Genomic DNA, 22127 nt, shown 5'->3' with positions numbered 1-22127 from the left:
TTTTAGCATAAAGCTTTCATTTGGACAATGTAAGAATAGTTAACTTCTATATCTTACTCTATACTAAATAACTATCAATTTATAATTTATTTGTAAATGCAAATTATAAAATACTTAGATTTTTGTACCACTTATTGAATATACTTATAATAAATTAAAATCAGACAAAAAAATGCACTAAGTAATGAAGTTTTAATTTCATCCTTAGTACAATTTAAATTTATATATCCAATATATTTAATAGTTCATTTCTATAATCTGTAAACTCCTTGCTAGTTCTATTTCTAGGAAAATCTAGATTAATAGGCACTATTTTTTTTACCCTTCCTGGCCTTGGCTCCATAACTATTACCTTCGTTGACATATAAACAGCTTCATCAACATCATGGGTGACCATAATTCCCATATTTTTTTCTTCATTCCACAAGTTTAAGATTTCATCTTGCATATTCATTCTTGTAAAGGCATCTAATGCCCCTAAAGGTTCATCTAGAAGTAAAACTTCTGGTTTATTTACAAGTGTCCTAATAAGTGAAACTCTTTGTGCCATACCTCCTGATAGATTTGATGGGTAGGAATCTTTAAAATCATAAAGTCCTATTTTCTTAAGCATCATATCTATAGTTTCATCTGGTATATTATCTTCATTTTTTAAACTTCCAGAAAATCCAACATTTTGCCCAACTGTAAGCCAAGGAAATAGTGTTGATTTTTGAAATACCATACCTCTTACACTAGATGGGCCTGTTATCTCTTTATTATCAAGTTTAATCTGTCCTGTTGTCGGGAATATAAGTCCTGCTATAAGTCTTAGTATTGTAGACTTACCACAACCAGAAGGACCAACTATACTTACAAATTCACCATCATGGATTTCAAAATTAATATCTGAAAGAGCATCAGTAATTGTGTCGCTATCACTTCTAATAAATGATTTTGATACATTATTAAATTCTAATTTACTCATCTAACAGCTCCTCCACTTCTCCATTTTAGTGCATTTTTACTTATTTTCTTTATTATTATATTTACCAATATGAATGTTATAGCTAGTAATATTATTGCTCCATACATTGCAGAATAATCTGCCCACGAGCTCTTCCAAGTTATATACCATCCAAGTCCGCTTTCTACACCAAGCATTTCAGCAACTATCAAAGCATTACAAGCAGCTGACATACCTGCAATAAGACCTTGGAAGATATTTGGTGTTGCTGATTTGATAGCAATTTTTCTTACAAGCTCAGAATTTGTAGCACCTAAAGTTTGAGCTGCTTCATAATATGAAGGATCTACGTTATGAATACCTGTAATTGTTGCAAGTGTTGTTGAAAACCATACTCCAAGCTGAATAATAAATACTGCACCTTGGAATAAGTTAATAGCAATTACCATTACTACTGGTAGCCATGTAGTTGTAGGTATTGGTCCTAAAAGTTTTAAGAATGGATCTACCCAGTAATTAACCTTATCAAAATATCCTGCAAGTATACCTGTTATGATACCTAAAATTGCACCAATAAAGTATCCAGTAAATAATAATTTAAGTGAACTTAAAACTGAATCTGTCAAAAAGCTTGCATCTTCTTTCATAGAATTAAATATCATATCCATCCATGGGAAATATGGCAAGTCAAGCTTAGCAGTCTTTAAGGTAAGCACATCGTAAATTAAAAGCAAGATAAAAACAAAGGTATAGAAAGGTGACTTATAAATAAGCCTATCTCTTAAATTTTCATTCTTAAAAGAAATGAGTAAAACTATACCATAAATAGCAAGAAGTATCCACAAAAATCCATTATATAAATTGGTCTTTACAGCACTTGAATTATGATCTGGTAAATATACATATTCAAATATAGCTATTAACCCCGCTATAATAGGAAGAATTAATTTTAAAATATCATGAGTCTTATTTCTCGGTTTAGACTCAAGCTTTATTAACTCTTCTTTAGTCAAATTATTTGTAGATTTGCTCTTTTTAAAGCTTCTAGATTTTTTAGAGCTTTTATTTTCTTCCATCTACTTCTCCTTATTTATTCTTAACTACTTCAACTTCTCCATTTCCTAATGGTCTCCAAAGTTCTTCGACTAATTGATCTGTAGATTTTGAAGGATCGATTAAATCAAGTTCTTTGTAATCGTCAAAGTAGCTTCTAATTGTTGTTTCTCCATCATCATTTGTTAGAGTATAATCATATGCTTTTAGTAAATCTGTAGCAACTTCTGGGTCTCCCTCAGCTAAGTTTTTCTCTTGAAGTACTTTTACAGCATCTTCTGGATTAGAAGCTGCATATTGATTACCTTCTTCTATAGCTTCTGCTACAAGTTCAGCAAGCATTGGATTATTATCTACAAAATCTTTGTTAAAAGCTGTTACACAGCAAACTTCTTTACCAAAATCTTCATCTGTTGTAAGAGATCTAATAGGCCTAATAGTTCCATCTTTGAGGAATTCTTGTGCAAATTGATCATCTAAAATTGCACCTTCTATCTCCCCACTTTTTAAGGATTGTATAACTGCTGCTGCATCAACTGGTTTTATATTTACATCATCTGGACTCATATTATCATGTATTAAGAATCTTAAAAGTGTATTGTGTCCGCTATTTCCTATGCCGTTAGTTACTGCAACTGATTTTCCTTTTAGATCAGCTGTTTTTTGTAAATCTTTATTCTTATCAAGTACATAAAGTGATTTGCATCCTGAGTGAGATGCTGTTGAGAATACATAGTTAAGTCCTTTAGTTGCGGGAACTATTAATGATCCAAACTCACCTGTCATAGCATCTAATTGTCCACTTGATAGAGCGTCTTTACCAGTTTTTGTATTAACGAATTCTACTTCTACACCTTTTTCTTTAAAATATCCATTAATCTCTGCAAGATTTTGACCTGCTATACATAAGTCTCCGTCAAATCCAATTTTTACAGGTGTACCATATCTTGGTTCTTCTTCAAGGCTTGCTACCTTTGATTCTTTGTTATCCTTTTTATTTGTATCAGTAGTATTTTCATTTGTCTTACTTGTATCTGTTTGTTCAGTTTTATTTGATTTATCATCAGCATTTTCATTTGTCTTTACACAGCCTGTAAGAGCTATGCCACCTACTAGTAATAAAGCTATAAGTTTGTTATTTTTCATTAATCTCTCCTAAATGTATTATTCATCACAGCAACTGTGTTGTTCTATCTTACTCATATCAAAGTTCTCATCCATAAAGTTTACTTTTTGCAAATCATCTACTGAATTTTCTTCATTATTATGATGTTTTTCATGCATTTGATGATGGCTGGTACTTTGTTTAATAGATGTATTATTAGTATCTGCACTTGAATTGCTACAGGCAGATAAACTTATCCCAGTAATTAGGGCTAAAGAAAGCACTTTTACATTTTTCATGCTTTTACTTATTCCTTTCTATATATTCATGAATATATAAAAAACCTCGTCCTTAAAAAGGACGAGGTTATCGTGGTTCCACCTTAATTTATTTTAAGAATATCTTAAAACCTTAATGTACTTAACGGGTACAAGCGTTATAGCCTACTTATTTTCGGTATAAAACTCAAAGATGCACTTCCACAGATCTTTCAATGATTATTCTCAGCATACTAACCTCTCTGTATAAGAAAATATCTGTGTACTCTTCTTATCACTGTTATTCATGTAAGATAAGTATACCACAGGAGAATTTACTGTCAAGAATTATTTTTATAATATTTTGCAACAAAAATAACTCTATAAAATCATGTATAAATAATACAACTATTTAACTAAACTTAAATGCAGGTATACTAGTTGTAGGTAAAAATATATAGAGGTAAAGATGAATTTACAAAGTATAGATAAATTTGATATATCAATCATTAGCGATCCTCACGTGCTAAGCTATGATTTGATAGCTGATACAGAAGATTTTAAAAAAGAAATAAAAATAGACAGGAAACTTCTAGTTGAAAGTGAGGCACTCTTAAAAGAAGCTATATCCATGGTAGAAAATGTAGAAAGTAAGTTTATATTTTTACCAGGTGATTTAGTAAAAGATGGTGAATATAAATCTCATGAAATTGTAAAAAAATATTTACTCGAGTGGAAAAATAAAAAAAATGATCGTGAAATATTTATGATCCCTGGAAATCATGACATTAACAACCATAAGTCCTATGATTTTAAAAAAGATAATAAAACAAAGAATATAAGTCCAAAAGAATTTTATGAACTATATTCATTTGTTTATGAAAATCCTTATGTATTAGAAATGTATAAGGATTCAGATATTTTTAAAGATTACTTATACAGAAGCAATATAAAATATGAAAGAGAAAAAAAGTATAGCTACTATGCTCATGGGTATTTCTCATATGTTTCAAGGATACCAAGCGAGGAAAATACTAGCGGTCTTACAATAATATCCCTAGATACATCAATCTATTCAGCTGATACAGAGCAAAACAATAGAGATGGTAGAGAAAACATACCAGGGTCTGTCACATTAGAACAAATGCGATGGACTGTAGAAAAAATAGAAGAAGCCAAATCTCGCAAGGATTTAATATTTATAATGGCCCACCATGCCTTAGTTCCTAATTTTAGAAATCAAGAGTTAGTTTTTTCTCCATTTATAATTAAAGAATGGCGAACAAAGTTTATTGATGCCGATCCGAGGATAAATAATAAGACACCCATAGAAGTTTTAGCAGATAATGGAGTTAAGTTTGTATTTACAGGTCATCTACACGAAAATGGTACTGCAAAGTACACTTCTGAAATGGGCAATGTTATATATGATGTTCAAACAGGATCAACTGTAACTTACCCCCTACCTATAAGACATATTAAGCTAATTAATATGGTGGAGGAAAACAATGCTTATGAAGTATATATAAAAACTGAGTTAATTAAAAAGTTTACCTACAAAAATTTAGCAAATGAAATAGAAGTTGTAGATGATGCTATTAATTACACTATCAATAGGCAATTATCATTAATGGACGTCCTCCATAATTACATCAGAATACAAGCAAATAATCCAAAATTTACTCACTTTGATATCCAAAGTGAAGCGAATAAATATGCAAGTGCTTATTTAGAAAAAGATATCCCAAGCCATGGATATATGAATCAAATAGTCTTTCCTCTAATAGAGGATAAGTTTCCAGTGTTAAAAAGATATATAGGAAAGATAGATGTAATAAAACTCAATGGTGAATATGAGTTTAAAATTAGAGCTATAAAAAATACCCTACACATAAAAGCAAGCAATATTGAAGAAGCTATTGATATAATCCTAGATCAAATTGAAGATAAAATACTTATTCCTTATAATATCATCAAATATTGGGATAAAATAATAAATAAGGCTTGGCAAATGCCCATAGATGAAAACGGTAATAATTTTTATGACTTTGCAAATTATATTTATCAATATAAGCCATTAGGAGAAGAAGAAAGACCAAAATATGTTTCTAAAATGATTGATAACCTAAATAATCCAGATTATGATATTATAGATATCGTGCTAAATTATGTGGCTGATGAAGTTAATGAGGCCTTTGATAAATTTACTAGTTCTATAAAACTTGAAAAAGATGGAAGCAAGGATAAATTTTTTGATGATCTTATACAAACAAAAGGACTGACTTCAAATTTAACTTATAAATATATGAAATATAAGGTCAATAACTTGAGAGATTTGCTTGATTTCTTTTCAAGATATCTTACAAAGAAAAAAGACTTAAGTGGGGTTGATTTAGCTAAGAGAATAGTTAAGTCTAGCTCAGTTAGAAAGGCTAAAGCAAATTTCTCAGATAAGATGTTTGGACAAACAAGCCTTAGAAAATTTGTTATAGATATGGTAAACTCCATGAGCGAAGAAATGGTTGAGATTTATCAAAATGAAGATTTAAACGAACTTGAGAAATACTTTAATTATATTGAATACGATGATACTAATAAGTGAGAGACTAGAGTTAACTTTACTCTAGTCTCTTTTAATTTAATTTTTAATAGCCACTATCATCAGTAAAAACTGGATCTTGAGTAAAATTCAAGCCTAGTTTTCTTAGTTCACTTTTTTCACTATCATTTAATATGACTGTGCTATGAGCGTCTAGGTTTTTAAGATTTTTAATCTCTTCTATAGCCATATGAGTAAGTGGATTTGTTGTTGCTGATATAGCAAGGGCTATTAACATTTCATTTATTGAAAGGGAGGGTTCGTTTTCTCCTAATGCTTTTGTTTTAAGATTTGAAACTGGTTCTATTATATGAGGGCTTAGTAGTAAGATATCATCATCAATTTTCCCAAGTTTTTTAAGGGCATTTAAAATACAAGCGGCTGGTGCTGAGAATAATTCGGATTTTTTTCCTCTCATTATTCTGCCATCTTCTAATTCAATTGCAAAAGATTCTCTGCCTGTTAATTTTTCTTTTTCACGAGCCTTTACTGCAACTTTTCTATCTTCTGCTTTTAGGTCAAGATTACTCATAAGAGTCTGAATTTTTTCTACACTTGTATGAGACTCTTTGGCAAATCTATAATCAACTAAAGAATTATAGTATCTTCTTATAATTTCTTCTTTACTAGCTTCTATTGCAACATCTTCATCAACTATGCAAAAACCAGCCATATTAACACCCATATCAGTTGGTGATGAATAAGGTGCTTCTCCCATAATTTTTTCTAACATTCTTTTTAATACAGGAAATGCTTCTACATCTCTATTATAATTTACTGCAAGCTTTCCATAAGCTTCTAAGTGATATGGATCTATCATATTCACATCATTTAAGTTTGCAGTAGCAGCTTCATAAGCTATATTTACTGGATGCATAAGCCCTAGATTCCATATAGGAAAAGTTTCAAACTTTGCATAAGAGGATCTCTTACCATTTTCGTTGTCTAGATACATTTGGGAAAGACAAGTAGCCATTTTACCAGAACCAGGACCTGGACCTGTTACTACTACCAATTCTCTTTGTGTCTTTACATAGTCATTCTTTCCAAAACCTTCATCTGATAATATGTGACTTATATCATTTGGATATCCTTTAATATCATAAGTTCTATAATGATTAATTGATAGATTATCAAGATACTTTTCAAACCTCATAGCCTTTTCTTGGTAATTAAACTGAGTTATTATAATAGAACTTACAAAAAATCCTTTTTGTTCAAATGATTGTTTAAGTCTTATACTCTCGGTTTCATAAGAGATGCCACTGTCTCCTCTAATTTTGTTAGATTCTATATCATTAGCATTTATAGTGATTAGAATTTCTGTTCTATCTTTTATATTATCAAGCATTTCTAGTTTACTATCTGGCTTAAAACCAGGTAGAACTCTTGCGGCGTGTTCATCATCAAAAAGTTTGCCACCAAATTCTAGATAGAGTTTATCAAAATGGCTAATTCTTTCAAGGATCTTTTCTGATTGTAATTTTATATATTTATCATTATCAAAAGCTAAATTTTTCATTTCCCCTCCATTACCTTTATTATTATATCAAATTATAAGCATAAATAAAAAATCGGGAACCCTCCCGATTAATCTTCTATATTTTTGTATCCATCTGTACGATATTCATTAAAATCATTATCAATCCAGAACACTTCTGCTCCATATTTTTCCGCTATCTTTTTACCTGTTTGTACATCAACAATAAATAAATAGGTACTAAGTGCGTCAGCTAGAGCTATATCATCGTGAATAACTGATACTGATTTAAAATATTGTGACGGATAAAGAGTATCTGGATCTATGATATGATGATATACTTTTCCATCAACCTTAAAAAATCTTTGGTAATCCCCACTCGTTACTACTGTCGTATCTTTTAGGTTAATTATACTTGAATACGGATCTTCTGCGGAAAGATCTGGATTCTGAATGGCTATTTTAAACTCTCCATTTTCCTTAGTAGGATTATCTCCAATTAGAACATCATCTCCACCTATAGAAAGTATAGCATGATTTAAACCTTCTTTTCTAAGATTTTCTTCTATTTTCTTTAATCCATATCCTTTACCTATTGCACCAACATCTATTTGTATATCTGGATCCTCTATAAATACTGTGCTATTTTCCTTATCTATAATAATCTTATCTATATCATTATGACTAGCAGCTTCTTCCAACAACTCCTTTTTAGGTAATTCTGCCTTTTTAGGATTTGCTATAGCTAATTCTCTTTCATTATGCCATACTTTTATAAGGCTACCAAGAGCTATATTAATTTTCCCGTCTGATTTGTCATAAAAATCTTTACAAAATTCCAATAGCTCAATAATATCTTTATCAACTTTAACCGGCTTTTTGCCTGCATTTTTGTTAATAGTACTAATATTATTTACTCCATCAAAACTATCATAGGTATTGTAAAGTTCATTATATTTCTTAAGGTTTTTTTCTAAAACTTCCTTATACTTTTCAAATTCTTTTTCATCTTTAGTGTATGCAGCAAATGTAGTAACAGTATCAAAATAATCATAATAAACAGTATCATACTTTATTAATTCATCAGAAGTTCCATCAGATTTATCTTCACTTTTTAATACTTTCTTACTAGTTTTATTTTCACTAATAGATACTTTATTATTTTCATCTACTTTTGAACTATCATTTGTTTGACACGCAGCTAGACTTAGCATTAGTGCTAAGCAAGTAATAATCTTTTTAAAATTCATATTTTATTTATATTTATGGTTTCCATATCCTTTTTAATTTGTATGCCCTCATCATCTGCCCAGTAAAGGAGTATATTAGCAACGACTTTATTTCTAAAGTCATTATATTTTTCTTCTAAGCCTAAAGAATACACTGCATCCTTAAACTCCTCATGGGGAGAATATCCTTCTATATCGTCTATAAATTGATCTTTTTCATATCTATCTAAGGTTTCTATGAATGCTTCACGTAATTTTGATTGATCTAAAGATTTTCTATCAGGCATAAGCACATAATGTTCTATATCATTATCTATATCTATATAATTTTCCATTATATCTTCTTCAGTTTGACCTTGATTAATTCTTATAAAATCTAAACTTTCTGTGTTAATCCATATAGACTTTAAATATGAATCCTCATCTAGAAGGGTCCATTTTTCAACTAACCAAGATAAATTAATTGGTTTTTTCATTTTTTTCTTTTATCTCAAAAATGCAAGCTTCATATTCCCAAAGCTCCAGTTTAAGAACTTCTCCTTTCTCAATTTCTATTTGCCTATAATCTACCTTATCTCCACCATATTTTGGCGCAAAGCTATTTATTTTTTCAATAAATTCTAAATCTTCATCAAAAGGGAATTCATACGCACCATGATACATATTTGCCATATTTAGTACTACTAAAAATCTAGAATTTTCTGCATATCTTTCATAGGCAAAAACAGAAGTATTAGCATCATCTACTACAGTCCATTTGAAACCATCCTCTTTATAATCATTAGCATAAAAAGCTTTATTTTCTTTATAAAGATAATTCAAGTCTTTTAGATACCTATTAAAGTCATCATGAGTTGGATAATTAAGTATGTTCCAATTAATACTCTCATTCTCATTCCATTCATCAAATGTAGCTATTTCGTTTCCCATAAAGTTTAATTTTTTACCAGGATGAGTCATTTGATAAGTATTTAAAACTTTAAGCTCCTTAAATCTATCTTCATAAGATCCAAACATTTTATTTATCATAGGCTTTTTAAGATGCACTACTTCATCATGACTCAGTGGTAGTAAGAATTTCTCATTATAAAAATAGAACATAGAAAAAGTCACCTTACTATGATACATTGAGCGATTATAAGAATCAACTTCAAAGTATTTTATTGTATCATTCATCCAGCCTAAATCCCACTTATAATCAAATCCTAATCCGCCATCTTCTACAGGATGGGTCACTCCTGGATAAGCTGATGAATCTTCTGCTATACGCATAACACTTGGATATGCAATTTCTAGCGTTTTATTTAAATCACTTATAAAATTTATATTATCATCATGGATACCACGATTTTCGTTACCATTATAATAAATCATATAACTTACAGCATCTACTCTAATTCCATCTAAGTGAAAGTTATCAATCCAATAAGCAAATGAAGATTTCATAAAGCTTTTTACATGACCTTTGGAATAATCAAAATTAATTGACCCCCATTCTGAGTATGTTAAATCTTCATATGAAGACTCATACATATGAGTTCCGTCAAACATCTTTAGCCCATAATAGTCATTCGCAAAATGAACAGCTACTACATCAAGAATAACTCCTATACCATTTTGATGCATAAGGTCTACAAATTTTTTTAAATCCTCTGGTTTACCATATCTGGAGGAAGTTGCAAAAAATCCTGTTGATTGATAACCCCAAGACGGATAAAATGGATACTCTGTAACTGGCATTATTTCTACATGAGTATAGTTCATTTTTTTTATATGATCTATAAGCTTATCTACTATATCTAAAAAATTGACCCTATCAGACAATCTCAACCAACTTCCCATATGAATCTCATAAATATTCATAGGCTTATCAAAATTCTTGTTTCTATTTTTTATAAAGTCTGAGTCTGAAAATTCATATGATTCATCTACAATTAGTGAAGCAAAGTCTCCCTCTAAGTCCATAGCTCTTGCAAAAGGATCAGTGTGTTCAACCCACTGATTATCTTTTACTACTACTAATTTATAGTAATCTCCAACTTTAGCATTTTCAAATATATAAAAATATCCGTACTCTGGGTTTTTAATCATTTCATGGATATCCCATCCTGTAAAATCGCCCTTAATATACATTCTATCTGCATTAGGAGCATACACTCTAAATATATAACCATCTTTATAAGCAATAGGACCAAAAAGTTCATGACCATTACTAGAAAAACCCGCTATATAGTTTTCTATAGCCTCATGGTCTGTTTCAAAAATATTTATTTCCATTATTAATCCTCTATCATATCAGTAATATGCCTTGTAAGTATTTCTATACCCTTAGTATTTTTTGCTCCACGCGGTATTATAATATCGGCATATTTTTTAGTAGGCTCTACATATTTTTCATGCATAGGCTTAACTTGCTTTATAAATTGTTCAAGGACAGATTCTAAAGATCTATCACGTTCTTTAGTATCTCTTAGGATTCGTCTTTGAAGCCTTACATCACTATCTGCATCTATAAACACTTTGGTATCAGTTATATTTCTAATTCTTTTATCTTCTAGAACTAAAATACCTTCTATTAAAATAATTTTAGTAGGATTAATAGTTACTGTTTCGCTACTTCTAGTATGAATTCTATAATCATAAGTAGGCATTTTTATAGATTTACCAGCTTGTAATTTCACTAAATCCTTATAAAATAGATCATTATCGAAGGCTCCAGGATAGTCATAATTAAGCTTTGATCTTTGTTCAAAATTAATATCATCATGAGCCTTATAATAGTTATCATGACCTATAACTGTCAAGTCGTCTTTGAAATAATCATCTATATATTTTACAATAGATGATTTTCCAGAAGCAGACCCACCTGCTATAGCAATAATCTTTACCTCATTCATAGTTTGATCTCATTGATGACATTGCCATCAAGATATTTATATATATTATCAAAAACTATTTTAGCTCTATTTTCCATAGCTTCTTTTGTATAAAAAGCAACATGATTTGTTAATATTACATTCTTAGCATTTCTTAATGAATAGTCTTTTGGAAGAGGTGGTTCCATATCGAATACATCAATACCAGCACGTAGCTTATCTTCATTTAATAGCTTTGCAAGATAATCATTATCCACAACTGGTCCTCTTGCACAATTTATAAGAATAGCATTATCTTTCATCTTATCAAGCTCATCTTTTCCTAAAAATCCCTTAGTTTCATTATTATTTGGTATGTGTAAAGAAACAACATCTGATTCTTTAAGTAAAGTATCTAAGTCTACGTAGCTTACGCCCATAGCTTTTACATCTTCTTTTTCCGTTCTAGAATATGCTAAAATATCACAACCAAATACTTTTAGTAATTCTATAAGCTTGATACCTATATTACCTGTACCAATTATTCCAATTTTTTTGCCTTTTAATGTTTCTCCCATTAATGAATTATTTGTATCTTCAAAAATATTTTCTTTATTTTCATTAAACTTTCTCATAACTGCTATAATTAAGCCAATTACAAGTTCTGCTACAGAATCATCAGAATAACCACTTGCATTTAATAAAGTTATGCCATTCTTCTTTACTGCATCCAAATCCACGTGATCTACTCCAGTAAAGGCAACATCAATCATTTCTAGATTCTGACAATTATCTATTACATTTGCACTTAATGGCTTATTTGTAATTATAGCTATATCACTATCTTTTAATCTTTCAATTATTTCATCATCATCTTTTGCTAAAGAATCATAATAATCAAATTCATGACCCATTTCTTCTAATTTATTTTTATTATCTAATATTATCTCTTCTTTTACTTCTAAAGGATTTAATAAAGTTATTTTCATGCTAAACTCCTAACTATTTTGTTACTTATATAAAATTATTATACTATAATCTACATAAATTTAGAGATTGTAGCAAACAAAATTATATACTTTTAAATGATAACGTTTTAACATATTGAATTAGATATCTATAAATGATATTCTTATGTATGAAAAGAAAAAGGAGTAGGAATGGCAGTTGGAATTACTTTTAAAAATGGTGAATGTTTGGATGCAGTAGATTACTATTGTGAAGTATTTGATTTAGAAAAACCTAAAACAATTTTTAAATATAGTGACTTCAAGGAATTTAAACATCCGGAAAAAATAAAAAATAGAATTTATCTTACTTATTTAGAAATATACGGCAACAAAATTTACATGCAGGATACAACTATAGATGAAAACCTAAGCAATGGAAATAATGTAAAGATAGTAATAGAAACAAGTGCAGATGATTTATATAAGTCCTATATGAATTTTAGAAAAGATTCCCGTGTAATAATGGAACCGCAAAAGGTAAATAGTAAATTACTTACTACCTTCTTGGTAGATAAGTATGATATAGGATGGCAATTTATAGCAGACTTACCAAAATAAAAAGAAGTTTAAATCTTAGATTTAAGCTTCTTTTTTTCTTTGCTTCTTTTTCTAAGCATTTTAAAAAATGTTTGAAGCTCATACTTTGCTTCTTCTTTCATTAAGCCAAATTCTGCATCAATATAATGAAGTTGACCCCTATCACCTGTAACATTTGTATAAGATCCACAAGCTCCTCTCTTATAATCAGAAAGACCAATAACAAGCCTATCTATTCTAGAATTAATAATAGCCCCTGCACACATAGAACATGGTTCCATAGTGATATACATAGTACATTCTTCTAGCCTAAAATCATCCATAAACTTACTAGCTTGATCTATAGTAATTATTTCTGCATGCTTTAGGGCAGACTTGCCTTTATAAGTAAAATTATGGCCACGTCCAATAATTTTCCCTTTATAAACAATAACGCATCCCACTGGCACCTCTTCAATAAATCTAGCAAGACGAGCTTCATATAAAGCTTCATTCATAAAAAAATAATCATCTTCAGTAAAATTATTAATAATATCAGTCATAAATATCCTTTTTTATTGCAATAAAAAGAGGTAATATGCAAGAATCACCCACATATTACCCATAAACAAATTACAAACCATTGAAATCTAAGCATTCAATCAGTTTTACTGGTGTTCCAGAGAGGATTCGAACCTCCGACACCCGCCTTAGGAGGGCGGTGCTCTATCCAGCTGAGCTACTGAAACCTATAAAGCCTAATCCGATTTACTAGCGAACCTCTGTACTATAAGTAAGGAATACCACAAAAAATGAAGAACTAATTAGAAATCCGTAGACACAATTTTTAGCTGTGAACTTAAAAATCACACTCAGAACACAGCCCCAAATTTTACCTCTTCCAGCGTACTTAAAGAAGCTGAAAGAATTTATGCAGTCTTAATACTACAATATTGACCTACAATCCTTACCTTGCAATAACGAGTTTGAGTAAAAAGTTTGCTGCATCTTGACCTGTTCTTATAATTCTTGAAAATAAAGAAGCCTCTTTTAAATCTGTATTTGAAACTAGGGCAACCTTATATTCATCATCTCCATAAGTAACGATAGCTTGTCCTAATTCTTGACCTTTATTTATTGGCGCTTTGATGTCATCTTTTATATTATACTTTATTGATGGATTTTGACCATCTTTTAAAATAATATTTACGTCTTCAGCTGGATATATATCTATGTACCCCTGACTTGCTGTATTTATCTTTATAGAATCAACAGCTACATTTTTATCAAGAACACTTTTTGAATCATAATACCTACTGACATAATATATTAGATCACTCATAACACTATTTCTAGTATCCTTTTGATCAGCACCCATTATGACCCCTATAGTTCTAAAATCATCTTTACTGTCAATTTCTTTCATATTCACTGTAGATATCAAACAAGCTCCTGCATCATCCGTAGTTCCTGTTTTAAGGCCATCTACACCTGGAATCTCCCCTACAAGAGGAATTGTACTTGCTACTTTTATATCATGCTTAGGATCAACAATCTCACGCACTTTTGCATATTCTAATATTTCTGGATATTTTTTTATAATATATTGACTTAGCTTAAATAAATCTTTTGCAGAAGAAGAATTCTCTTGGCCTTCTTCCGTCTGTACTCCGCTAGCGTTATAGTAAACTTGACTATCTAATCCAAGCTTTGATGCTTTCATATTCATGCTTCTGGCAAATTCTGCTTCAGAGTCATCCACAGTCACCGCAAGTTGATAAGCACAATCATTGCCACTTACGACCATTAGCCCTTGTAGTAATTCTTCCACAGTAAAAACTTGCCCTTCTTTAAGGCCTAATGCTGAGTACTCCCAACTATTAAATTCGGCAGCCTCTTTACTAACTGTAACCTTATCATCTAGGCTAATTTTTCCTTCATCTATAGCCTCTTTAGTAAGTAAATATGTCATTAGCTTACTTAAAGATGCCATAGGATGAGGTTTATCAACATTTTTTTCATAGTAAATATCGCCTGTTTTTTCATCCCCTATTAGATAACTTTCTACATTATCGTCTAGTCCTACTATTTTATTTTGATTAGCTGCAAAAGAAGTACTTGAAAAAATAACCAATATCGTAAAAATAACAAAAGATAATAATTTATTCTGTTTCATTTTAGCCCCTAACTTAAGAAAGATTCGAGCTTTTTATAATTGCTCCTTAGAAGCTTCATAGCTTCTACATCAATTTGTCTAGGATATGCAAATCCATTAGTATCGCACAATCCCATTGCAAGATTTCTAAATAATACACAAGATCTAAATAAAGAATTATATATATCCATAAAATCTTCATGATGGTAACTTAATAAGTAATCTTCCTTAACATCTAATTCTAAAGTACTCTTTAAATTTTGACCATCATAACCCATATCTTTAGTGTAAGAGTATTTTTCTCTTATATAAAAATTAATCACACTTACAAGATATGACCTTAACTCTTCCATCTTTAAAGAAGCTGCTATCTCATCTTTTTCGTTGACATACATAGAAACTTCTATTGCACTAGCAAAAAAATTTCTAATGGTAGATATTAATTCATATTCCTTTGGTCTATCATATTTGAAATTTTTATTTACCTCTAGTCTTTCAAAGCCAGGTTTATTGTAAATAAATTCTATATTATTTGGTAAGGTTTTTATAAATCCATCTGCATACTCACTTGAAATAATACTTTCACTTATCTTTGAATTATCTTTTTTATAAATATTAATATTTGTATATGGTATCTTTGCCTTTTCGAAATTAAACTCATCTTTAGTCCTATTAACAAGAATAACATCATCGAATAGCCCTACAAATTCATCTTCAAGTTTACCTATAATAATATCGTTTACTACAGAATAAACCTTATAAAATGAATTATAGTTTTCATTTTTTATATAAAACATGGATTCAATAGTATTATTTTTTTGCGCATAATCTATGAGTTTATTACTTATATCATTTCTCATCTTAATCTAAGCTTCCTATATAATTTTTAAGTAATTTTGCTGTAAGTCCCCAAATAACTGGATTTGTATCGTAAAAATACATATCATGAAATCCTGTTACAAATTCATAATCTTTACCATTAGGAATTTTATCAAAAGGAAAATCCTCAGGAAAGACCATCTCATAAGGGGCTCTATACATTATTGGTTCATTTTTCTTGAAATAATCAACATCTACTGCAAATATTGATGCTACTTCTTCATTATACTTTATTTCTTCTATATTTTTATTAATCCTTCCATAAAATGCTTTAATATGACTATAGGTAGAACTTAATATCATAGAAGAATAACCTTGATATTCAATATCTTTACGATCTAAAAGAAGCTCTTCCATAGTTTCTCTTATAGCAGCATCTTTAAACTCTTCTCCTGGCTCAACTCTGCCTCCTGGAAAGCTTACCTCTCCAGGTTGAGCAATATGTTGACTTCTAACCTCAAGTAAAATATGATCTTTACCATCAACTTCAATCGTTGGTATAAATACAGCGTAATTTTTTATTTTTGCATAAAATTCATCATCAACAAGTAAATTTTTCATAAATACCTCTATTAATTTATAATAGTAAAATAATCTACACAAGTCAACTTTGTTATTATAGTATTTATCTTAACATATTATTAATATCAATAAATTCATAAATTTATTTGGCTAAAATTTAGATATTTTCAATTTCCTATGATAAAATTTGTCAAACTCTTTATGTGAGAGTAATATAATTATGAATTATATTTTCTATAATTCCAATTACAATAGAAAGGAAAAATTATGATAAAAGAATTTAAGGAATTTATTGCCAAAGGAAATGTTCTAGATATGGCAGTAGGTATTATTATGGGTACTGCTTTTACAGCTATAGTTAATTCAGTTGTAGAAGACTTATTAATGCCAATCATTACAGGTCTTACAGCAGGAGTAGATTTTTCAGACCTCTATGTAACAATTGGTGGAGCAAAACTAATGTTTGGTAATCTAATTAATGCTATTATCACATTCTTAATCATATCCTTAGTAATGTTCTCAATCGTTAAAGCATTTAATAGACACAATAATGATGCTAGTGAAGATGATACAAGTAAAGAATGCCCATACTGTAAATCAGAAATTCCAGTAGAAGCAACAAGATGTCCTCACTGTACAAGTGAACTTGATGGATATCATAATGAAAATGCACACTCTAACGATGATAGAGTAACAATCATAGAATAATACATTTCTTAGAACCACACTATGTGGTTCTTTTTTTTTTTGCAAAATTTTCTTGACATTATAAATTTACCTGCTATAATTAAATTAAGATAGTTAGTTACTTGAGTAACTAACTAATAAGGAGGCTATATGAATGGATTCCAATAAACTTATTTTTGAGCAAGTAGCAGAAATGGTAGAAAACCAAATCCTAGATGGTTTACTTCTAGCAGGAGATCAGTCCCCTTCTACTACCGAGTTTGCAAATGTATATAGTATAAACCCAGCTACAGCTAGGAAGGGATTAAATATATTGGTAGATGAAGGAATACTTTATAAAAAAAGAGGTATGGGCATGTTTGTTACTGATAAAGCAATAGATATTATTAAAGAAAAAAGAAGGCAAGAGTATCTAGATAATATACTTCCAGATCTAATTAAAAATATTAAGTTACTTGGAATAAGTAAAGATGATTTGATAAATGAAATCGAAGATATTTATAGAAAGGAAGATATAAATGATTGAGGTAAAAAATTTAAATAAATCCTTTGATAAGAAAATTGTATTTCAAAATGCAAATCTAAAGATAGAAGAAAACAGAATCTATGGATTATTTGCTAGAAATGGAGTTGGTAAGACTACTCTTCTTAAGATTTTAGCTGACCAGTTAGTAAATTATCAAGGCCAAATAAGCTATAATCATAAATCTATCAGAGAAAATAAGGATTATAAGAAAAGAGTTCTGCTAGTGGGAGAAGATTTTATCTCAGAAGCTTTAAAAGCCCAACACCTTAACAAAATTATGGATTTAATCTATATCCTTTTAGAAAATTTCAATAAAAAAAGGTTTGAGGAGCTAATAAATATATTTGATATTGACATGAAAACTAGGTACAGAAAACTTTCTTTTGGTAAGCAAAGTCTTTTTAGAAATGCTATTGGTCTTGCCAGTGGTGCAGATTTTCTTTTCTTTGATGAGCCAACTACTGGTCTAGATGAGATAAATAAAGATATTTTCTATAAAAAGCTTATGGAGTACCAAGAGAAAGACCAGTCAACAGTAATCATATCCTCTCACAATGTAGCTGATATAGAAAAAATGATTACTGATGTCATAATCTTAAAAGACAAAGATGTTATAGTAAATGAACCTATCTATGATATAGAAGAAAAATCATATTCTATAACCCTTAACCCAAAAAATCTAGATATGCTAGCTAATAAAAATGTTGTAAGTAAAAATATTTTTGCAAACCAAGTTATTGTAAGTGTATATGATAAATTTAGCGAAGAGGAAATAAACAAGCTTAAAGAAAAAGCTAGAGTTAATAGACTAGATTTAAGAGACTTATTTATAGCAATAAATAATAAGGAGGTTTGATATGAATAGCATAAAAAAATTGCTGAAAGTAGAAATAAAAAACTATTCTCACTATTTTTTAATATTTGTTGGAATCTCGATTGTTGTAGGTACTATTTTGGGCCTACTAGCTAATGGTTCAAATACTTCCTTAGAAAATATTAGAGCTTCTATAGGAGGATTATTATTTATTAGCTGCTTATCTTTCCTACTGACATCAGCAACTGAATCACTTATAAAAACAAATAAATTAGGTCTACAATTTGTAAACACCAGAAATGATATAATCATTGCCATACTTTTAAAGGATATAATAGGGATTATAATTTTTGGAGTTGTTTCCTATTTAATCTTATATCACTTAATGCCAAGACCTATAGATCAAAGTGGAGTATTTTTCGTAACTCGAGTAATATATGAAAAATTTAGATTTACTAGCCTAGGTGAATTGCTCTTATATTTTACATTGATACTATCACTGATAAATATTATCCCAATGATATTTTATGTATTAAAATTTAAAGATAAGCTAATCTATGGTCTGCAGGGAGCAGCAGGATACTTGGTTGTATCCTCAGGTAATTTTATTCAAAATATACCTAACTACCCTATCATAACTCTCATTATATTTGTCTTAGTGCAAATTATTAGAGCAATTATAATAAAAAAAGTTGATAGGTATTAAGATTTTAATTTAATTGGTGGTTTGTAAATTGAGTAATAATATAGGAGATATTATGAATCAAATAGGAAAATTTTTAAAAATTAATAGTAAAAATGATATAAAATCTTATTTAACAGCTATTTTAATAGCATTATTAGGTGGAGTTGTACTAGCCTTTGCTAAAAGAAAAGATTTGGGCAGTTTTGAATCAGGTTATTTATTTTCTGCAGTAATCTTAATAATACTAGTAACAGCCATATTTGCATTTGTATCGGTGCTTGCATCACTAGATAAGACCTACCCTCTAGCTAATAAACTAGGTTTTACCAGAGAAGAAATATCCTATAGCTTAGTAACAAAGGATGTTATTTTTTTAGTAGTTACTAGTCTTATAATATATGGTTTATCCCATGTATTTGCAGGGCAAGCAGATTCCATGCCAAATTATGGTAGCCATATATTAGATTTTTTTGTAAATGGTAGGCCAAGCTTTACTGCTATATTTACAGAAGTCCTTATGGGTATCAATTTTGCTATAATTGCTTCTACCCTGTCCTTTATAATTGGATTTCCTCCAGGTCCTGCTGGAATTATACTTTATGTAATATTCTCATCTCTTATGAGAAACCACATTTCTAGCAGCAATCCCATACACTTGCTTATAGGCTTTATAGTTTTTATCCTAACAATAGTATTTAGACATATAGTAGTAGTTAAATTTGATCCAAAAAAATAGGAGATGAGCAAAAACTCATCTCTTTTTCTCTTTTATATATCCACAGTTAGCACACCTAATCTCATCGACTTTTCTATTCTTCTTATGGACTAGAAGGTCACCACATTCTGGACATTTTTCTCCTGTTGGTGGGTCCCATACTGCGTAGTCACAATCCGGATAATTATTACAAGCATAGAATCTCTTACCTTTTTTGCTTACTTTCTCTATTATTTCCCCATCCTTACACTTTGGACAATCAACTCCTGTTGTTTTCACTATAGATTTAGTAAAGTCACAATCTGGAAAATTAGTGCAACCTATAAATTTACCATTTCTTCCATGTTTGATAGCTAAGGCATGCCCACATTTTGGGCACTTCTCATCTAGCACTTTATCTTTTACCTTATAGTCTGTATTATCTTTTTTAACACTAGTCATGTCTTTCTCAAAGCCTTTATAAAAGCTTGATAATACATCTTTCCAATAAACCTTATGCTCCGCTATTTTATCTAATTGATCTTCCATTTCTGCTGTAAATTCAACATTTATTATATCATCAAAGTTTTCTTGCAAAAAGTTATTTACAGTAATACCAAGTTCTGTTGGGTATATTGACCTACCTTCAAACTCTATATAATTTCTATTTACTATTTGATTTATTGTTGCAGAATATGTTGATGGACGTCCTATACCAAATTCTTCCAAGACTTTTACTAGACTTGCTTCTGTGTACCTTGCTGGAGGATTAGTAAAATGTTGAGCTTTCTTAATTTCACTAGCTGATATTACATCTCCATCTTTAAGTTCTGGGAGGATGTTTTCATTCTCTAGTCCTCCACTTATCTTATTAAAACCTTCAAAGGTTGTTATCTTACCATTGGACCTAAAGATTAAACCATTGTTATCAAAATTGATTGTGGTTGATAGGTACTCGTAGTTTGTCATTTGAGATTGAACAACCCTTGTCCATATTAGCTTATAAAGCTTATATTGTTGATCTGTTAAGTATTGCTTAACTGATATAGGATCTCTATATATGGATGTTGGTCTGATTGCTTCGTGGGCATCTTGACTTCCCTTCTTCTTTGCCCCATGAGTATTACCCTTAGATGCATATTCTTTGCCATATTTTTCATTTATATATGATAAGGACTCTTTTACTATCTCTTGGCTGATTCTAGTAGCATCAGTTCTCATGTAGGAAATAAGGCCTACAGACCCATCATAGCCAAGTTCTATACCTTCAAATAATTGTTGAGCAAGCTGCATAGTAAATTTTGTTGAATACCCTAATTTATTGGATGCATCTTGTTGAAGTGTTGAAGTAGTATAAGGTTTTGGTGGCTTACGGGATTTTTTGCTCTTTTTAATTTCAACTACCTTAAAGTTATTTTTATCAACTTTGTCTAAGACCTTTTTAGCACCAGCTTCATTGGATATTTTCATTTTCTTACTAGTACTTCCATAAAATTCTGACACAAATTTAAGCTTATCTATCTCATGGTCAGCTGTAATAGTCCAATATTCTTCTGGAACAAATGCATCTATTTCCTTTTGTTTATCCACTATAAGCATAAGTGCAACTGATTGGACACGACCTGCTGATAGACCAGATTTTACTCTTTTCCATAATATAGGACTTATCTCATAACCTACTATCCTATCCATAACACGTCTTGCTTGTTGGGCGTCAACGAGATTTTGATCAATTGTCCTAGGATTCTTGATAGCATTTTTTACATTATCCTTAGTAATTTCGTGAAATTCAACACGATTCTTTTCATTTGGATCTAGACCCAGTAGGTATTCTAAATGCCAGCTGATGGCCTCTCCTTCCCTATCAGGGTCAGTTGCAAGATATACCTTGTCAGCCTTTTCTGCTTCTTTTTTAAGTTCATTTATAGTTTTGGCCTTTCCCCTTACTTTTATATACTCAGGTTCAAAATTATTTTTAATATCTACACCAAATTTTGACTTTGGTAAATCTCTTAAATGTCCTACAGTAGCTCTTACTTTATAATTGCTACCTAACATCTTTCCTATTGACTTTGCTTTAGTTGGAGACTCTACTATTACTAAATTTTTAGCCAA

Annotated in this window: 22 protein-coding genes, 1 tRNA gene and 1 other annotated feature; of the genes, 7 read left to right on the top strand and 16 right to left on the bottom strand. The window is 30.0% G+C overall.

Annotation, left to right across the window (positions count from 1 at the left end; translation table 11 throughout):
* Positions 1-220: 220 nt before the first annotated feature.
* The 4 genes from J2Z39_RS03360 to J2Z39_RS03345 are packed head-to-tail and all read right to left on the bottom strand — an operon-like array spanning position 221 to position 3403.
* Complete coding sequence (locus J2Z39_RS03360) at positions 221-967, bottom strand: ABC transporter ATP-binding protein (RefSeq protein ID WP_117521242.1); 747 nt, start codon at positions 965-967, stop codon at positions 221-223.
* Positions 964-2022, bottom strand: coding sequence for an ABC transporter permease (locus J2Z39_RS03355; protein ID WP_209813787.1), 1059 nt, complete (start codon positions 2020-2022; stop codon positions 964-966). The genes J2Z39_RS03360 and J2Z39_RS03355 overlap by 4 nt, the downstream gene beginning before the upstream one ends.
* 10 nt (positions 2023-2032) lie before the next feature.
* The gene (locus tag J2Z39_RS03350) at positions 2033-3145 is read right to left on the bottom strand and encodes an ABC transporter substrate-binding protein (protein WP_209813786.1); all 1113 of its coding nucleotides are present in this window, start codon (positions 3143-3145) and stop codon (positions 2033-2035) included.
* Positions 3146-3163: 18 nt separating this feature from the next.
* Complete coding sequence (locus J2Z39_RS03345; RefSeq protein ID WP_209813784.1) at positions 3164-3403, bottom strand: hypothetical protein; 240 nt, start codon at positions 3401-3403, stop codon at positions 3164-3166.
* A 54-nt stretch (positions 3404-3457) separates the two neighbouring features.
* Positions 3458-3669, bottom strand: a binding site (T-box leader).
* A 161-nt stretch (positions 3670-3830) separates the two neighbouring features.
* Between J2Z39_RS03345 and J2Z39_RS03340 the strand changes: the two genes are divergently transcribed.
* A complete protein-coding gene (locus J2Z39_RS03340; protein ID WP_209813783.1) occupies positions 3831-5963 on the top strand; it encodes a metallophosphoesterase family protein in 2133 nt (710 codons plus the stop codon).
* A gap of 43 nt (positions 5964-6006) precedes the next feature.
* On the opposite strand, the gene J2Z39_RS03335 is transcribed toward J2Z39_RS03340, so the two are convergent.
* The 6 genes from J2Z39_RS03335 to J2Z39_RS03310 form a co-directional block, all read right to left on the bottom strand.
* A complete protein-coding gene (locus tag J2Z39_RS03335) occupies positions 6007-7482 on the bottom strand; it encodes a DUF1846 domain-containing protein (protein ID WP_209813781.1) in 1476 nt (491 codons plus the stop codon).
* A 68-nt stretch (positions 7483-7550) separates the two neighbouring features.
* On the bottom strand, positions 7551-8690 hold the full coding sequence (locus J2Z39_RS03330; RefSeq protein ID WP_209813779.1) for an FAD:protein FMN transferase: 1140 nt from the start codon (positions 8688-8690) through the stop codon (positions 7551-7553).
* Positions 8687-9145, bottom strand: a complete 459-nt coding sequence (locus J2Z39_RS03325) for a UPF0158 family protein (protein ID WP_117521231.1) — start codon at positions 9143-9145, stop codon at positions 8687-8689. The genes J2Z39_RS03330 and J2Z39_RS03325 overlap by 4 nt, the downstream gene beginning before the upstream one ends.
* The gene (gene glgB, locus J2Z39_RS03320; RefSeq protein ID WP_117521229.1) at positions 9129-10946 is read right to left on the bottom strand and encodes a 1,4-alpha-glucan branching protein GlgB; all 1818 of its coding nucleotides are present in this window, start codon (positions 10944-10946) and stop codon (positions 9129-9131) included. Before glgB ends, J2Z39_RS03325 begins: the two co-directional genes overlap by 17 nt.
* A 2-nt stretch (positions 10947-10948) precedes the next feature.
* Positions 10949-11566 carry a uridine kinase gene (udk, locus tag J2Z39_RS03315; protein WP_117521227.1) on the bottom strand — a complete coding sequence of 206 codons (618 nt, stop codon included), beginning with the start codon at positions 11564-11566 and terminating at the stop codon, positions 10949-10951.
* Positions 11563-12513, bottom strand: coding sequence for an NAD(P)-dependent oxidoreductase (locus J2Z39_RS03310; RefSeq protein ID WP_209813776.1), 951 nt, complete (start codon positions 12511-12513; stop codon positions 11563-11565). Before J2Z39_RS03310 ends, udk begins: the two co-directional genes overlap by 4 nt.
* A 171-nt stretch (positions 12514-12684) precedes the next feature.
* Here J2Z39_RS03310 and J2Z39_RS03305 point away from each other — a divergent pair, with 171 nt between their 5' ends.
* Positions 12685-13092: a VOC family protein gene (locus J2Z39_RS03305; protein WP_209813774.1), complete on the top strand. Its 408-nt coding sequence runs from the start codon at positions 12685-12687 to the stop codon at positions 13090-13092.
* 8 nt (positions 13093-13100) lie between these two features.
* Here the strand turns inward: J2Z39_RS03305 and J2Z39_RS03300 are convergent, their stop codons facing one another.
* From J2Z39_RS03300 to J2Z39_RS03280, 5 genes are all read right to left on the bottom strand, one after another.
* Complete coding sequence (locus tag J2Z39_RS03300; protein ID WP_117521220.1) at positions 13101-13613, bottom strand: nucleoside deaminase; 513 nt, start codon at positions 13611-13613, stop codon at positions 13101-13103.
* A gap of 109 nt (positions 13614-13722) precedes the next feature.
* Positions 13723-13799: transfer RNA gene (locus J2Z39_RS03295), tRNA-Arg, on the bottom strand.
* Between the two features lie 218 nt (positions 13800-14017).
* A complete protein-coding gene (locus J2Z39_RS03290) occupies positions 14018-15226 on the bottom strand; it encodes a D-alanyl-D-alanine carboxypeptidase family protein (RefSeq protein WP_209813772.1) in 1209 nt (402 codons plus the stop codon).
* 8 nt (positions 15227-15234) lie between these two features.
* Positions 15235-16065 (bottom strand): aminoglycoside 6-adenylyltransferase, encoded by an 831-nt coding sequence (locus J2Z39_RS03285; RefSeq protein ID WP_209813770.1) that lies wholly within the window; start codon positions 16063-16065, stop codon positions 15235-15237.
* Between the two features lies 1 nt (position 16066).
* Entirely contained in the window at positions 16067-16645 is a 579-nt protein-coding gene (locus tag J2Z39_RS03280; protein ID WP_117521214.1) for an NUDIX hydrolase, read from the bottom strand.
* A 228-nt stretch (positions 16646-16873) separates the two neighbouring features.
* On the opposite strand from J2Z39_RS03280, the gene mscL reads away from it, so the two are divergent.
* From mscL to J2Z39_RS03255, 5 genes are all read left to right on the top strand, one after another.
* Positions 16874-17314 (top strand): large conductance mechanosensitive channel protein MscL, encoded by a 441-nt coding sequence (gene mscL / locus J2Z39_RS03275; RefSeq protein ID WP_209813767.1) that lies wholly within the window; start codon positions 16874-16876, stop codon positions 17312-17314.
* A 133-nt stretch (positions 17315-17447) separates the two neighbouring features.
* Positions 17448-17819 (top strand): GntR family transcriptional regulator, encoded by a 372-nt coding sequence (locus J2Z39_RS03270; protein ID WP_117521210.1) that lies wholly within the window; start codon positions 17448-17450, stop codon positions 17817-17819.
* Positions 17812-18675, top strand: a complete 864-nt coding sequence (locus J2Z39_RS03265) for an ATP-binding cassette domain-containing protein (RefSeq protein ID WP_209813765.1) — start codon at positions 17812-17814, stop codon at positions 18673-18675. The genes J2Z39_RS03270 and J2Z39_RS03265 overlap by 8 nt, the downstream gene beginning before the upstream one ends.
* Before the next feature lies 1 nt (position 18676).
* Complete coding sequence (locus tag J2Z39_RS03260; RefSeq protein ID WP_117521206.1) at positions 18677-19339, top strand: hypothetical protein; 663 nt, start codon at positions 18677-18679, stop codon at positions 19337-19339.
* A 52-nt stretch (positions 19340-19391) separates the two neighbouring features.
* Positions 19392-20054 carry a hypothetical protein gene (locus J2Z39_RS03255; protein ID WP_209813764.1) on the top strand — a complete coding sequence of 221 codons (663 nt, stop codon included), beginning with the start codon at positions 19392-19394 and terminating at the stop codon, positions 20052-20054.
* A gap of 15 nt (positions 20055-20069) precedes the next feature.
* On the opposite strand, the gene topA is transcribed toward J2Z39_RS03255, so the two are convergent.
* Positions 20070-22127, bottom strand: a complete 2058-nt coding sequence (gene topA, locus J2Z39_RS03250; RefSeq protein WP_117521202.1) for a type I DNA topoisomerase — start codon at positions 22125-22127, stop codon at positions 20070-20072.

It is taken from the genome of Anaerococcus nagyae, assembly GCF_017874535.1.
In the GTDB taxonomy this organism is placed as follows: domain Bacteria; phylum Bacillota; class Clostridia; order Tissierellales; family Peptoniphilaceae; genus Anaerococcus; species Anaerococcus nagyae.
The sequence above is the reverse complement of the archived record's forward strand: the minus strand, read 5'-3'. Positions and strand labels throughout refer to the sequence as shown.

Bases quoted from the DNA above. Each gene is read 5' to 3' on its own strand.
- J2Z39_RS03270 (WP_117521210.1), top strand. From the start codon at position 17,448: ATGGATTCCAATAAACTTATTTTTGAGCAAGTAGCAGAAATGGTAGAA.
- J2Z39_RS03305 (WP_209813774.1), top strand. From the start codon at position 12,685: ATGGCAGTTGGAATTACTTTTAAAAATGGTGAATGTTTGGATGCAGTA.
- J2Z39_RS03255 (WP_209813764.1), top strand. From the start codon at position 19,392: ATGAATCAAATAGGAAAATTTTTAAAAATTAATAGTAAAAATGATATA.
- J2Z39_RS03325 (WP_117521231.1), bottom strand. From the start codon at position 9,145: ATGAAAAAACCAATTAATTTATCTTGGTTAGTTGAAAAATGGACCCTT.
- J2Z39_RS03345 (WP_209813784.1), bottom strand. From the start codon at position 3,403: ATGAAAAATGTAAAAGTGCTTTCTTTAGCCCTAATTACTGGGATAAGT.
- J2Z39_RS03360 (WP_117521242.1), bottom strand. From the start codon at position 967: ATGAGTAAATTAGAATTTAATAATGTATCAAAATCATTTATTAGAAGT.
- J2Z39_RS03340 (WP_209813783.1), top strand. From the start codon at position 3,831: ATGAATTTACAAAGTATAGATAAATTTGATATATCAATCATTAGCGAT.
- J2Z39_RS03310 (WP_209813776.1), bottom strand. From the start codon at position 12,513: ATGAAAATAACTTTATTAAATCCTTTAGAAGTAAAAGAAGAGATAATA.
- J2Z39_RS03355 (WP_209813787.1), bottom strand. From the start codon at position 2,022: ATGGAAGAAAATAAAAGCTCTAAAAAATCTAGAAGCTTTAAAAAGAGC.
- udk (WP_117521227.1), bottom strand. From the start codon at position 11,566: ATGAATGAGGTAAAGATTATTGCTATAGCAGGTGGGTCTGCTTCTGGA.
- J2Z39_RS03285 (WP_209813770.1), bottom strand. From the start codon at position 16,065: ATGAGAAATGATATAAGTAATAAACTCATAGATTATGCGCAAAAAAAT.
- J2Z39_RS03260 (WP_117521206.1), top strand. From the start codon at position 18,677: ATGAATAGCATAAAAAAATTGCTGAAAGTAGAAATAAAAAACTATTCT.
- J2Z39_RS03300 (WP_117521220.1), bottom strand. From the start codon at position 13,613: ATGACTGATATTATTAATAATTTTACTGAAGATGATTATTTTTTTATG.
- J2Z39_RS03350 (WP_209813786.1), bottom strand. From the start codon at position 3,145: ATGAAAAATAACAAACTTATAGCTTTATTACTAGTAGGTGGCATAGCT.
- J2Z39_RS03280 (WP_117521214.1), bottom strand. From the start codon at position 16,645: ATGAAAAATTTACTTGTTGATGATGAATTTTATGCAAAAATAAAAAAT.
- J2Z39_RS03290 (WP_209813772.1), bottom strand. From the start codon at position 15,226: ATGAAACAGAATAAATTATTATCTTTTGTTATTTTTACGATATTGGTT.
- J2Z39_RS03335 (WP_209813781.1), bottom strand. From the start codon at position 7,482: ATGAAAAATTTAGCTTTTGATAATGATAAATATATAAAATTACAATCA.
- J2Z39_RS03330 (WP_209813779.1), bottom strand. From the start codon at position 8,690: ATGAATTTTAAAAAGATTATTACTTGCTTAGCACTAATGCTAAGTCTA.
- mscL (WP_209813767.1), top strand. From the start codon at position 16,874: ATGATAAAAGAATTTAAGGAATTTATTGCCAAAGGAAATGTTCTAGAT.
- J2Z39_RS03265 (WP_209813765.1), top strand. From the start codon at position 17,812: ATGATTGAGGTAAAAAATTTAAATAAATCCTTTGATAAGAAAATTGTA.
- glgB (WP_117521229.1), bottom strand. From the start codon at position 10,946: ATGGAAATAAATATTTTTGAAACAGACCATGAGGCTATAGAAAACTAT.